Source organism: Pseudomonas sp. GM41(2012) (assembly GCF_000282315.2).
Lineage (GTDB): Bacteria > Pseudomonadota > Gammaproteobacteria > Pseudomonadales > Pseudomonadaceae > Aquipseudomonas.
Genome location: NZ_AKJN02000003.1, coordinates 1 through 13,425, shown reverse-complemented (window position 1 = coordinate 13,425; position 13,425 = coordinate 1). Strand labels below are relative to the sequence as shown.

11 protein-coding genes are annotated in these 13,425 nt (G+C 59.2%); 10 read left to right on the top strand and 1 reads right to left on the bottom strand.

Annotation, left to right across the window (positions count from 1 at the left end):
- Positions 1-237: 237 nt before the first annotated feature.
- The 7 genes from PMI27_RS27175 (at position 238) to PMI27_RS27205 (ending at position 6,373) form a co-directional block, all read left to right on the top strand.
- On the top strand, positions 238-819 hold the full coding sequence (locus PMI27_RS27175; RefSeq protein WP_008148229.1) for an alpha/beta hydrolase: 582 nt from the start codon (positions 238-240) through the stop codon (positions 817-819).
- 71 nt (positions 820-890) lie between these two features.
- Positions 891-1,820, top strand: a complete 930-nt coding sequence (locus PMI27_RS27180) for a sigma 54-interacting transcriptional regulator (protein ID WP_008148232.1) — start codon at positions 891-893, stop codon at positions 1,818-1,820.
- Positions 1,821-2,084: 264 nt separating this feature from the next.
- A complete protein-coding gene (locus tag PMI27_RS27185; protein WP_008148236.1) occupies positions 2,085-2,867 on the top strand; it encodes a MetQ/NlpA family ABC transporter substrate-binding protein in 783 nt (260 codons plus the stop codon).
- A gap of 558 nt (positions 2,868-3,425) precedes the next feature.
- Positions 3,426-4,091 (top strand): amino acid ABC transporter permease, encoded by a 666-nt coding sequence (locus PMI27_RS27190; RefSeq protein ID WP_008148239.1) that lies wholly within the window; start codon positions 3,426-3,428, stop codon positions 4,089-4,091.
- Complete coding sequence (locus tag PMI27_RS27195; protein ID WP_008148241.1) at positions 4,072-4,731, top strand: amino acid ABC transporter permease; 660 nt, start codon at positions 4,072-4,074, stop codon at positions 4,729-4,731. Before PMI27_RS27190 ends, PMI27_RS27195 begins: the two co-directional genes overlap by 20 nt.
- Positions 4,728-5,510 carry an amino acid ABC transporter ATP-binding protein gene (locus PMI27_RS27200; protein ID WP_008148243.1) on the top strand — a complete coding sequence of 261 codons (783 nt, stop codon included), beginning with the start codon at positions 4,728-4,730 and terminating at the stop codon, positions 5,508-5,510. Before PMI27_RS27195 ends, PMI27_RS27200 begins: the two co-directional genes overlap by 4 nt.
- Entirely contained in the window at positions 5,507-6,373 is an 867-nt protein-coding gene (locus tag PMI27_RS27205) for a transporter substrate-binding domain-containing protein (RefSeq protein WP_008148245.1), read from the top strand. Before PMI27_RS27200 ends, PMI27_RS27205 begins: the two co-directional genes overlap by 4 nt.
- Before the next feature lie 214 nt (positions 6,374-6,587).
- Here the strand turns inward: PMI27_RS27205 and PMI27_RS27210 are convergent, their stop codons facing one another.
- The gene (locus PMI27_RS27210) at positions 6,588-7,748 is read right to left on the bottom strand and encodes an AAA family ATPase (protein WP_008148248.1); all 1,161 of its coding nucleotides are present in this window, start codon (positions 7,746-7,748) and stop codon (positions 6,588-6,590) included.
- 305 nt (positions 7,749-8,053) lie between these two features.
- On the opposite strand from PMI27_RS27210, the gene PMI27_RS27215 reads away from it, so the two are divergent.
- Genes PMI27_RS27215 through PMI27_RS27225 form a run of 3 tightly spaced genes read left to right on the top strand, consistent with a single transcriptional unit; the run spans position 8,054 to position 13,265 of the window.
- On the top strand, positions 8,054-9,157 hold the full coding sequence (locus tag PMI27_RS27215; RefSeq protein ID WP_008148251.1) for an efflux RND transporter periplasmic adaptor subunit: 1,104 nt from the start codon (positions 8,054-8,056) through the stop codon (positions 9,155-9,157).
- A complete protein-coding gene (locus tag PMI27_RS27220; protein ID WP_008148253.1) occupies positions 9,154-10,221 on the top strand; it encodes an efflux RND transporter periplasmic adaptor subunit in 1,068 nt (355 codons plus the stop codon). Before PMI27_RS27215 ends, PMI27_RS27220 begins: the two co-directional genes overlap by 4 nt.
- Positions 10,218-13,265: an efflux RND transporter permease subunit gene (locus PMI27_RS27225; RefSeq protein ID WP_008148255.1), complete on the top strand. Its 3,048-nt coding sequence runs from the start codon at positions 10,218-10,220 to the stop codon at positions 13,263-13,265. Before PMI27_RS27220 ends, PMI27_RS27225 begins: the two co-directional genes overlap by 4 nt.
- The last annotated feature ends 160 nt before the right edge of the window (positions 13,266-13,425 follow it).

Below are 13,425 nucleotides of genomic sequence, written 5' to 3'. Positions count from 1 at the left end.
TTTTTGTCTACGAGAAACCGACTGTAGGAGCTGACGAGTGAAACGAGGCTGCGATCTTTTGATTTTGCTTTTTCAAAACCAACATCAAAAGATCGCAGCCTCGTTTCACTCGTCAACTCCTACAGGGATTTTTCATATTCGATATAGGTCTTAATAAATAGCTTCTTATTCCTTAGCGAATATAACTCTCCTCCCTATACTTGCCCAAGAACAGACACGCAGCAGGAGAGCTCCCCCATGCGCAACGAATCAATTCGCTACCTGATTGTGCCGGGCTGGCAAGGATCGCCAGAAGATCATTGGCAAAGCCATTGGCAGAACAGCCTGCCGAACAGCGCGCGGGTGGAGCAGGCCGACTGGCTGACGCCGCGTCGTGAAGACTGGGTCGCGGCACTGGCTGAGGCGATTGCCGCCGACAGCACACCGGTGATCCTGATCGCCCATAGCCTGGGTTGCATCACTGTCGCGCATTGGGCCGCCACGGCGCCCGTGCAGTTTTTGCGTCAGGTTCGCGGCGCCTTGCTGGTCGCCCCGGCAGACGTCGAGCGTGCGGCCTGCGCACCGGCCCTGCGCAATTTCGCACCGATTCCAACCCACCTGCTGCCGTTCCCGAGTCAGGTTGTCAGCTCCGACAACGACAGCGCGGTGAGCACACCGCGTGCATTGGAACTGGCACGTCACTGGGGCGCCGAGGCGGGGATTTTGTCGGGTGCCGGGCACATCAATGTGAAGTCCGGTCACCAGCGCTGGGAGCAGGGTTTTGCTTATCTCTATCGCCTGCAAAACCGAATGGAACACCACGCTCTGCGCCGCGCTTGAACCTTTTCTTTTTTGCTTTTGTTTTTTAAAAACGCCCCCCGTCTCCCGGCGGTTTAGGGCGGGAGTCTGCCATGAGTTTTGAAGCCTTCGGTCAGCCGCTGCTGACCTTCCCCGACGCCGAAAAAAGTCCCCTGAGCATTCGCGCCAAGGCGCTGGTATTTGTCGATCCGCGTTCCCGTCAGCTACGCCAGGAGCTGGAGCTATTGGCGCCGCGCTCGATCTCGGTGTTGATCCGTGGCGAAACCGGCAGCGGCAAGGAGTTGCTCGCGCGGCACATCCATCGTGCGAGTGATCGTGGTGGGTTGTTCGTCTCGGTCAACTGCGGCGCGATCAGTCCGACTTACGCCGATGCCGAATTGTTCGGTTATGCCGCTGGCAGTTACAGCGGTTCGGCCAGCAGTCGCGCGGGTTGGTTCGGTTCTGCCAACGGCGGGACGCTCTACCTGGATGAGATCGGCGACTTGCCGCTACCGATCCAGATCAAATTGCTCGCGGCGCTGGAAAACCACGAAGTCACCCGTGTCGGCGCTCACCAACCAAGCCCGGTGGACGTACGCTTGGTCGCCGCTACCAGCATCGATCTGGCCCAAGCGGTGGCCGCCGGAAAATTCCATGAGCGTCTCTATCACTACCTCAGCGAAGGCCAGCTCGAACTGCCGGCCTTGCGTGAACGGGTGGGCGATATTTTGTCGCTGTCGGAATATTTCCTCGGCATCTATAGCCAGCGCCTGGACCTGCCAGTGCCGCTGATCAGCGAAGCCGCGCAGCATCTGTTAGAGCAACACAGTTGGCCGGGTAATACCCGGGAGCTGGAAAACGTCATTCACTTCGCGTTGCTGGTCAGCACCGGCGATGAGATTTTGCCCGAGCATTTGAATCTGCCTGAAGCGCCGGCGTCATTGGTGCAGATCGAGCGGCAACTGAAGCAAATCCTCGGCAATGGTTCAATCGCTGAGAAAGAAGCCCTGAAACAACTCCTCAAAAACACCGCGATTTTGTAGGAGCTGGCGCAGCCTGCGATCTTTTGATTTTGATCTTCGGTGGCTTAAGCATTCGCCAGGATCAAAAGATCGCAGCCTGCGGCAGCTCCTACATTGTTCATGGTGCTGTATGAACAAAATGGAATATGAAAGTGAATAAAAGATATTGTTCGGGAATAAAAAATCCCGGTATTGTCCGCGTCACGCCAGCGATAGCACTTCACTGGCACTCGTACTAAACAAGCCGTCGTCGATCACGACCGCGATTTTCGATAAGGACACTGCATGAAAAAGGTTCTGTTGTTCACCGCATTGGCGGCTGCCCTGACCGCGGGCCTGGCCCAGGCTGGCGAGAAACTGGTGGTGGCGGCAACCCCGGTTCCACACGCCGAGATTCTGGAACTGATCAAACCAACCCTCGCCAAAGAAGGCGTGGACCTGGAGATCAAGGTCTTCACCGACTACGTTCAGCCGAACGTACAGGTCGACCAGAAGCGTCTGGATGCCAACTACTTCCAGACCCTGCCGTACCTGAAAAGCTTCAACGAAGGCAAAGGCACCCATCTGGTGACCGTGATCGGCGTACACGTCGAACCGTTCGGCGGCTACTCGAAGAAAGTCAAAAGCCTGGCTGAGCTGAAAGACGGCGCAACCATCGCGATCCCGAACGAAGGCAGCAACAGCGGCCGCGCCCTGATCCTGCTGCAGAAGGCTGGCCTGATCGAGTTGAAAGACCCGAAAAACGCCTTGGCTACACCGAAAGACATCGCCAAGAACCCGCACAACTTCAAGTTCAAGGAACTGGAATCGGCCATGCTGCCGCGTGTTCTGGACCAGGTCGACCTGGACATGATCAACACCAACTACGCGCTGGAAGCAGGTCTGAACCCGGCTAAAGATGCGCTGGTGATCGAAGGTGCAGATTCGCCTTACGTGAATTTCCTGGTGGCTCGTCCGGATAACAAGGACAGCGTCGCCATCCAGAAACTGGCCAAGGCCTTGACCAGTCCTGAAGTGAAAGCATTCATCGAGAAGAAGTACAGCGGCGCGGTATTGCCGGCGTTCTGATTCGCGAGGTAAACCCCTTCAAGGTTTCAAACGCCGACGGCTTGTAGAGCGTCGGCGTTTTTTATTGCGCCAAGATCAAAAGATCGCAGCCTCGTTTCACTCGACAGCTCCTACATTGAAAAGCGTATCCCCTGTAGGAGCTGTCGAGTGAAACGAGGCTGCGATCTTTTGCTTTAAGGTTTCAGGCCACCCGCGTATTCAACGCCCTGCGCAACGCCATCAACAACTTCACGATGTCCTGCGGATCCAGCCGCTGTGGCACCTTTACGTCAGCCATTTTCTCTTCCTTGTGATGGTTCGGCCGGGGGAGTCTGGCCAAAAGCTGTGCATCCTTGGAGGGGGATTCTGAAAAAAAGATCCTTCCTACAGCGCAAAGAAAAATAGTCGTCTTCCGCTGCCGCAGCAAATGCGGAGGATAGTTTTTTGTGTGATATCAATATGCTTTAACGGTATTTAAATTCTTCTTTTTATACCTTTAAAGTCGGTGCCTGCCGGGTGGTTATCCATCGCCCATGGACTGCACCACCGTCGCTTACCCTGCGGCGTCCAGGATGTTCAATGAACTTCGATTACGCATTTATCCTCAGCACCTTGCCGGCGTTTCTTAAAGCCGTGGGCGTGACGCTGCAGGTCGGCTTCATCGCCATCGGCACGTCGTTGCTGGTGGCGCTGATCAACGCGACGATTCTGGTGTTCCGCACTCCTTACTTGCAGCGCCTGGTCGGGCTGTATGTAGAACTGGCGCGCAACACGCCGCTGCTCATTCAACTGTTCTTCGTCTACTTCGCCTTGCCGGCGTTGGGCATCAAGGTCTCGGGCTTTGCGGCGGCGATCATCACCATGACCTTCCTCGGCGGCGCCTACCTTACTGAAGTGCTGCGTGCCGGCGTCGACGCGGTGCCTCAGGCGCAGCTCGAGTCCGGCCGCTCCATCGGCCTGTCCCACGGGCAACTGCTGCGTTACGTGATCCTGCCGCAAGCCGGCATCCTCAGCCTGCCGTCGCTGTTCGCCAATTTCATTTTCCTGCTCAAGGAAACCACCGTGGTCTCGGCGGTGGCAGTGCCGGAAATTCTCTACACCACCAAGAGCTACATCGCGCTCTACTACAAAACCTACGAAATGCTCGCCGTGCTGACGCTGATTTGCGTGCTGCTGTTTTTACCGCTGTCGCTGTTGCTCAGCCGTCTGGAAAGGAGGCTCCAGCATGGCCAGTTCGGGTCTTGAGTTGCTCTGGGTGTCGTTGCCGCAATTGGGCAAGGGCGCTGCGCAAACCCTGTCGATCTCTTTTCTGAGCATCGCCATCAGCACTGCTGGTGGCGTGCTTTACGGTGTGCTGCGAACGCTGAATTCGAAATGGCTGAACGCGATCCTGCGGGTCTATCTGGAATTGTTCCGCGCGATCCCGGTGCTGGTCTGGCTGTATTTGTTGTTCTTCGGTCTGCCGATTTTCTTCGGCCTGAGCATTCCGAGCTTCTGGTGCGCGGTGCTGGTGCTGTCGCTGTGGGGCGCCAGCGAAGTCGGCGAAGTGGTGCGCGGTGCGTTGCATTCATTGCCTCGCGGTCAGCGTGAAGCGGGGTTGTCGATCGGCCTGGACGGCCCGCAACTCTACGGCTACGTGCTGCTGCCCCAGGCGCTGAAACGCATGACACCGCCGACCATCAACGTCTACACGCGGATCATTAAGACCAGCTCCCTGGCGGTGCTGATCGGCGTGGTGGACGTGATCAAGGTCGGCCAACAGATCATCGAACGCACCTACGAATCGGTGCTGATCTACGGCGCACTGTTCCTGTTTTTCTTTTTCATCTGCTACCCGCTGTCGGCCGCCTCGCGCGTGCTGGAGCGGCGCTGGACGCAAGCATGAGCGCATTGATCGAGTTCAAGGGTTTCAACAAGTTTTTCGGCGAGCAGCAGGTGCTCAAAGAGATCGACCTGCAAGTGAAGTCAGGCGAAGTGATCGTCATCCTCGGCCCCAGCGGCTGTGGCAAAAGTACCTTGCTGCGTTGCCTCAACGGTCTTGAAGTCGCCCACGGCGGCAGCTTGAATTTTGCCGGACGTGAGTTGCTGGACAAGGGCACCGACTGGCGCGAAGTACGGCAGCAGATCGGCATGGTGTTCCAGAGTTACCACCTGTTTCCGCACATGAGCGTGCTCGACAACCTGCTGCTCGGCCCGGTCAAAGTGCAGAAACGCGAACGTCGCGAGGCCCGTGCCCAGGCCGAAGCGTTGCTTGAGCGCGTGGGCCTTTTGGACAAGCGCGACACCTTCCCGCGTCAGCTCTCCGGCGGCCAGCAGCAACGCATCGCCATCGTCCGTTCGTTGTGCATGAGCCCGAAAGTCATGTTGTTCGATGAAGTCACCGCCGCCCTCGATCCGGAAATGGTCAAGGAGGTGCTGGAAGTCATTCAGGGCCTGGCCCGCGAGGGCATGACCCTGTTGATCGTCACCCACGAAATGGCCTTCGCCCGCGCCGTGGCTGACCGCATTGTGTTCATGGATGCCGGGCGAATCCTTGAGCAAAACCCTCCCGAGATTTTCTTTACGAACCCGCAAACCGCACGAGCGCAGCAGTTCCTGGAGAAGTTCTCCTATGTCGCCGCACTACCCAAAACGACTCAAACAAAGGAACTGGAACTGCTATGAAAACTGCCAAGACTTCACTGCTGCTACTCCCGCTGCTCGGCCTCGCGTTGCTGGCCGGCTGCAACAAAACGGAAGAGCCCACCAAACCAGCGGCTACCAATGCCAGTTACCTGGAAAAAATCAAAGCACGGGACAAGCTGATCGTCGGTGTCTTCACCGATAAACCGCCGTTTGGTTTCGTCAATGAAGCCGGGCGTTATGTCGGTTTCGATACTGATATCGGCCGCCAATTTGCCAAGGATCTGTTGGGCGATGAGAACAAGGTCGAGTTCGTAGCGGTAGAACCGGCGAGCCGGATTCCGTTCCTGCAAAGTGACAAGGTTGATCTGATCCTGGCCAACATGACCGTCACCCCGGAGCGCAAGGAAGCGGTGGAATTCACCAATCCGAATCTGAAAGTCGCGGTGCAGGCGCTGGTGCCTCAGGCAAGCACTGTGAAGAACCTCGATGACCTGGCAACTCGCACGACCATCGTCACTACCGGCACTACGGCTGATATCTGGCTGACCAAAAACCACCCGGACTGGAAACTGCTCAAGTTCGAGAAAAATTCCGAGTCTCTGCAAGCATTGGCCAATGGACGGGGCGATGCGTATGCGCAGGACAATCTGGTGCTGTTCAGTTGGGCGAAGCAGAACCCTGGCTATCGCGTGCTGAGCCAGACGTTAGGCGCTGAAGCACCGATTGCGCCGGCGGTGAAGAAGGGCAATATCGAGCTGCGTGATTGGGTGAATACCGAGTTGGCGAAGCTGGGTGAAGAGAAGTTTTTGCTGAAGCTGTATGACCAATATGTGCGTAAAGAATTGAGCGATGACACCAAGCCTGAGAGCGTGATTGTTGAGGGTGGGAAGTGGCAGGGGTGATTGGATTTTGAAATGTGGGTGGGTCTAAGATCCACCCCTCACCCCAGCCCTCTCCCCACGGGGGAGAGGGGGGAAAGGGAGCAGATTGGGGGCCTTTCAGAACCTGAGTTCGACTCGGGCTTTCAGGTCGATGTAGCTCGAAAATACAACTCGGTCAGTCCCCTCGCCCCTCGGGGAGAGGGTTAGGGTGAGGGGTGGTTCTCAAGCCTGGCACTCAATCCGGCCAATACCATGCCGGCTCATCCAGCACCCGCTGCCCGACAATCCCGGTCTGGCCCAGGTTCTTCTCCAGCACAATGCAATTGCACTCCGGGTCCTCCTGCAACGCCGAAATCAACCGCCGAGCATGAGAAACCACCCACACCTGACACTGCTCGGACGCGCGAATAATCAACCGCGCCAACGCCGGCAGCAGGTCGGGATGCAAACTGGTCTCCGGCTCGTTCAACACCATCAGCGTCGGCGGCCTGGGCGTTAGCAGCGCAGCGACCAGCAGCAAATAGCGCAACGTCCCGTCCGACAACTCGGCCGCCGACAAGGGCCTCAACAAGCCTTCCTGATAAAACTCGATCGCAAACCGACCACCCTGAAGTGGCGCGATGTTCAGTCGCGCGCCAGGGAAGGCGTCGCTGACGGCGGCTTGCAGGGCTTCGGGATCGCCGATTTCGCGGATTGTCTGCAACGCGGCCGCCAGATCCCGACCGTCGTGATGCAGCACCGGCGTGCGGGTGCCCAATTGCGGTTGGCGCACCGGCGCGTCGGCGTCGCTGCGAAAGTGATCGTAGAACCGCCAGCGGCGGATGAATTCACGCAACTGCATGACTTCCGGCGAGGTACGAAAGCTGCCGACCTGATCGAACAGGCTGTCGAAATTCGGCGTGTGCTGGGCGAGCACCTCCCAGCCACGATCAGCCCGGGCTCGGATCATCGGGCCGTTGCGATCCACCAGCAGGCTGGCCGGGCGGTAAAACGGACCGGACCAGATGCATTCCTTCTTGATTTCCGGGTCCAGGGAAAATTCGGAAAGGCTCGGCTCCGGTAGACCCAGCGCGATCGAGTAGCTGAAATCTTCCCCGGCAAACCCCAGGCGCAGGCGTTTGACGCCGTGTCGTACGCTCGCCTCGATCGGGACTTCGCCGTTACGCATCCGTCGGCTGATGTTTTCCGGGCCGGCCCAAAAGGTCGAATCCAGCCCACCCTCGCGGGCCAACGCATTGACCACGCCGCCCTGAGCGGTTTCCGCCAGCAGGCGCAACGCGCGGTAGAGGTTGGATTTACCGCTGCCGTTGGGGCCGGTGATCAGGTTCAACCTGCCCAGCGGAATCACCAATTTATTGATCGAGCGGTAATTGGCCACCGCGAGGGTTTTGAGCATGGGAAGCTTCCTGCTGCATGGCTCGCCAGTTTGCCTTATTGTCGGAAACACTGTGATCCCCTGTACCCGCTGACGAAACCCCTGTGGGAGCGAGCCTGCTCGCGATGGCGGTGTATCAGCCAACATTAATGCCAACTGAAACACCGCCATCGCGAGCAGGCTCACTCCCACAGGGCTTCGCCAGCTGCTACAAGGATCGTGGCGTGATCGCTTTATTTGAAGCCTTCAGGCGCACCCTTGGAACCCTGTTCTAAGCTCACAGTCGTATCGCCATTGGCACGTTCGTACAACGCAAAGGAGTCTGCATGGTGGGTCCCGGATTGAAAACAGTGGTTGGCCTGAGTCTCCTTGTTCTGCTGAGCGCCTGTGGCGATAAAAAACCGGTCGAGAAGGACCGTCCGCGGGTATTCGTGCAAGAGGTAAAACCTGCGGATTACGCGGCGACGGTGACCCTGACCGGTGATGTTCAGGCGCGGGTCCAGACCGACCTGTCGTTCCGCGTTGGCGGCAAGATCATCCAGCGCACAGTCGATGTCGGTGATCGTATTTCGGCCAAACAGGTTCTGGCCAAGCTCGATCCCAAGGACCTGCAAACCAGCGTCGACTCGGCTCAGGCGCAGGTTGTTGCCGAACAGGCCCGGGTCAAACAAACCGCCGCCGCTTTTGTTCGCCAGCAAAAACTCCTGCCCAAGGGCTATACCAGCCAAAGCGAGTTCGATTCCGCCCAGGCCGCCTTGCGCAGCAGTCAGAGTGCGTTGACTGCCGCTCAGGCGCAGTTGGCCAACGCCCGGGAGCAGCTGGGCTACACCGCGCTGATTGCCGACGCACCGGGGGTGATTACCGCGCGTCAGGCCGAAGTTGGCCAGGTGGTGCAGGCCACCGTGCCGATTTTCAGCCTGGCCCGGGACGGCGAGCGCGATGCAGTGTTCAACGTCTACGAATCGCTGCTGACAGAGCCACCAGAGGGTAAAACGGTGGTCGTCAGCCTGCTCGACAACCCCGCGATCAAAACCACCGGCACCGTTCGGGAAATCACCCCGGCCGTCTCCGCGCAGACCGGCACGGTGCAGGTCAAAGTCACGCTCAACGGACTACCGGAAGGCATGCAGCTCGGTTCGGTGGTGAGTGCCACGGCCAAGACACCAGGCAAGTCGGCGGTCGAACTGCCCTGGTCGGCACTGACGAAAAATCTCAGCGAGCCGGCGGTGTGGCTGGTGGACGGCGAGGGCAAGGCACAGCTGCACACCGTCACGGTCGGCCGCTACTTGACGGGCAAAGTGATCATCAGCGCCGGCCTGAAGGGTGGCGAAAAAGTGGTCATCGCCGGCGGCCAGTTGCTGCACCCTGGCGTGAAGGTGGAAATCGCCGAAAACACCTATAAGGATTTAGCCGAGGGAGCCCAGCCATGAAGCGTCTGTTACTGGTATGCGCCGGTGTGATGCTGGTGGCCTGCTCGAAAGAGGAACCGCCGCCGGAGCCTGTGCGTCCGGTGCTGTCCATCAAGGTCCAGTCCCTGGACGAAGAAAGCCTGGGCCGCTTTGCCGGCAGCATCCAGGCTCGGTATGAAAGCAATGTCGGGTTCAGGGTGCCGGGGCGTATTGCCAGCCGTAATGTCGATGTCGGTGCCGAAGTCGAAAAGGGCGCGTTGCTCGCCACCCTCGACCCCACCGATCAGCAGAACCAGTTGCGCTCCGCCCAGGGTGATCTGGCCAACGTCCAGGCGCAACTCATCAACGCCCAGGCCAATGCCCGGCGTCAGCAAGAGTTGTTCGATCGCGGCGTGGGCGCCCAGGCACAACTCGACATCGCACAGACCGACCTCAAAACCACCCAGGCCTCCCTCGATCAAGCGAAGGCTGCGGTCGATCAGGCCAAGGACCAGCTCAATTACGTCGAATTGCGCGCCGATCACAAAGCCATCGTCACCGCGTGGAACGCCGAAGCCGGGCAAGTCGTCAGCGCCGGCCAGCAAGTGGTGACCCTGGCGCAGCCGGACATCAAGGAAGCGGTGATCGACCTGCCGGACACTCTGGTCGACCAGTTGCCGGAGGACGTGGTGTTTCAGGTGGCCGTCCAGCTCGACCCGAGCATCACCACCACCGCCATCATTCGCGAAATCGAACCCCAGGCGCAAAGCGCGACCCGCACCCGTCGCGCCCGCCTGACACTGACTGACACACCACCGGGTTTTCGCCTGGGCACGGCGATCAGCGTGACCCTCAGCTCTGCGATCAAACCGCGTATCGAACTGCCCCTGACCGCGCTCCAGGAGGTCGATGGAAAACCGCGGATCTGGGTCATCGATCCGCAGACCCAAACCGTTTCCCCGCGAGATGTCAGCCTGATCAGCCGCACTGACTCAACGATGGTCCTGGCCAACGGCGTGAAGTCCGGCGAGCGGGTGGTCAGTGCCGGCGTGAACAGCCTGAAACCGGGGCAGAAAGTAAAAATCGATGAGGACAGCCCGCAATGAAAGGGAGTTTCAACTTATCCGAATGGGCCCTCAAGCATCAGTCGTTTGTCTGGTATTTGATGTTCGTCGCGCTGCTGATGGGCGTGTTCTCGTACATGAACCTGGGCCGCGAGGAAGACCCGTCGTTCACCATCAAAACCATGGTGATCCAGACTCGCTGGCCGGGCGCGACCCAGGAAGAAACCCTCAAGCAGGTCACTGACCGGATCGAGAAAAAACTCGAAGAGCTCGACTCGCTCGACTACGTGAAAAGCTACACCCGCCCCGGCGAGTCGACGGTCTTCGTTAACTTGCGTGATACCACCAGCGCCAAGGACATTCCGCAAATCTGGTACCAGGTGCGCAAGAAGATCAACGACATTCGCGGCGACTTCCCCCAAGGCCTGCAAGGGCCGGGATTCAACGATGAATTCGGTGACGTGTTTGGCTCGGTGTACGCCTTTACCGCCGACGGTTTGTCGATGCGCCAATTGCGCGATTACGTCGAGCAAGTCCGCGCCGAGATCCGCGAAGTGCCGGGGCTGGGCAAGGTCGAGATGGTCGGCGAGCAGGATGAAGTCCTCTACCTGAACTTCTCCACCCGCAAACTGGCGGCGCTGGGCATCGATCAGCGTCAGGTGGTGCAGAGCCTGCAATCGCAAAACGCGGTGACCCCGGCCGGTGTCATCGAGGCCGGTCCCGAGCGGATTTCCGTGCGCACGACCGGGCAGTTTGCCTCCGAAAAAGACCTGGAAAACGTCAACCTGCGGCTCAACGATCGCTTCTACCGCTTGGCCGACGTCGCCGAGATCAGCCGTGGCTATGTCGATCCGGCGACACCGGAATTCCGCTTTAACGGCCACCCGGCTATCGGCCTCGCCATTGCGATGAAGAAGGGCGGCAACATTCAGGTGTTCGGCAGCGCGCTGCACCAGCGCATGAATGACCTGACCGCCGACCTGCCTGTGGGCGTCGGTGTGCACAACGTTTCCGACCAGGCCGAAGTGGTGGAAAAAGCCGTCGGCGGCTTCACCAGTGCACTGTTCGAAGCGGTGGTGATCGTACTGATCGTCAGCTTCATCAGCCTCGGCGTCCGCGCCGGTCTGGTGGTGGCCTGCTCGATTCCGCTGGTGTTGGCGATGGTCTTCGTCTTCATGGAATACAGCGGCATCACCATGCAGCGGATTTCCCTCGGCGCACTGATCATTGCGCTCGGGCTGCTGGTGGATGACGCGATGATCACTGTCGAGATGATGGTCACGCGCCTGGAAATGGGCGAGACCAAGGAGCAGGCCGCTACGTTCGCCTACACCTCGACCGCGTTCCCGATGCTCACCGGTACGTTGGTGACGGTGGCCGGTTTCGTGCCCATCGGCCTGAACGCCAGCTCGGCCGGCGAGTACACCTTCACCCTGTTCGCGGTGATCGCGGTGGCCATGATCGTGTCGTGGATTGTCGCGGTGCTGTTCGCCCCGGTGATCGGCGTGCACATCCTCAGCGCCAACGTGAAACCTCACGACGCAGAACCGGGGCGCATCGGTCGGTCGTTCAACTACGGCTTGCTGTGGGCCATGCGCAATCGCTGGTGGGCGATCGGCATCACCGTTGCCCTGTTTGTGGCGTCGGTGTTTTCCATGCAGTTCGTGCAGAACCAGTTCTTCCCGTCCTCGGACCGCCCGGAAATCCTCGTCGACCTGAACCTGCCACAAAACGCTTCGATCGCCGAAACCCGCAAGGCTGTGGACAAGCTTGAGGCGACCCTCAAGGACGACCCGGACATCGTGCGCTGGAGTACCTACATCGGTGAAGGTGCAATCCGTTTCTACCTGCCTCTCGACCAGCAATTGCAGAACCCGTACTACGCGCAATTGGTGATCGTCAGCAAAGGGCTGGAATCGCGCAACGCGCTTAGCCAACGCTTGCGCGAGCGCCTGCGCAAGGATTTTGTCGGTATCGGCAGCTACGTCCAGGCACTGGAAATGGGCCCGCCGGTGGGGCGGCCGATCCAGTACCGGGTCAGCGGCAAGGACATCGATCAGGTGCGCAAGCACGCCATCGCCCTGGCCACCGAACTGGATAAAAACACCCACATCGGCGAAATCATTTACGACTGGAACGAACCGGGCAAAGTCCTGCGCATCGACATCGCGCAGGACAAGGCACGGCAATTGGGGCTGTCGTCGGAAGACGTGGCCAATCTGATGAACAGCATTGTGGTCGGTGCGCCGGTGACACAGGTCGACGACGATATCTACCTGATCAACGTGGTGGGGCGTGCGGAAGACGCCGAGCGTGGCACCCCGGAAACCCTGCAGAATTTGCAGATCGTCACGCCGGGCGGCACGTCGATTCCGCTGCTGGCGTTCGCCTCCGTGCGCTATGAACTTGAGCAGCCGTTGGTCTGGCGCCGCGACCGCAAACCGACCATCACCATCAAGGCGGCGGTGCGCGACGAAATTCAACCGACCGACTTGGTGAAACAACTCCAGCCTGACATCGATAAATTCGCCGCCGGTTTGCCGGTGGGCTACAAGGTCGCCACCGGCGGCACCGTCGAGGAAAGCGGCAAGGCCCAAGGGCCGATTGCCAAGGTTGTGCCGTTGATGCTGTTTTTGATGGCGACCTTCCTGATGATCCAGTTGCACAGCGTGCAGAAGCTGTTCCTGGTGGCCAGCGTCGCGCCGCTCGGCTTGATCGGCGTGGTGCTGGCGCTGATCCCGACGGGCACGCCGATGGGCTTTGTGGCGATCCTCGGGATTCTGGCGCTGATCGGCATCATCATCCGCAACTCGGTAATTCTGGTGACGCAGATCGATGCCCTGGAGAAGGACGGTCATGCACCGTGGGATGCGGTGGTGCAAGCCACGGAGCATCGTCGCCGGCCGATTCTGTTGACGGCTGCGGCGGCGAGCCTGGGGATGATTCCGATCGCCCGGGAAGTGTTCTGGGGGCCGATGGCCTACGCGATGATTGGCGGGATTATTATTGCGACGTTGCTGACATTGCTGTTTTTACCGGCACTTTATGTGGCCTGGTACAAGATTCGGGAACCGAAGAAAGATTAAGGGTGTTACACGAGTGTGTGCTCGGCTTGAAATCCACCCCTCACCCCAACCCTCTCCCCAGGGGTAGAGGGGGCTGACCGAGTCGTTTCTGAGGCATTCTGCGACCGGGGAAATCAAGCCGAACCCAGGTTTTGAAAGACTTGAAGATCGGCTCCCTTTC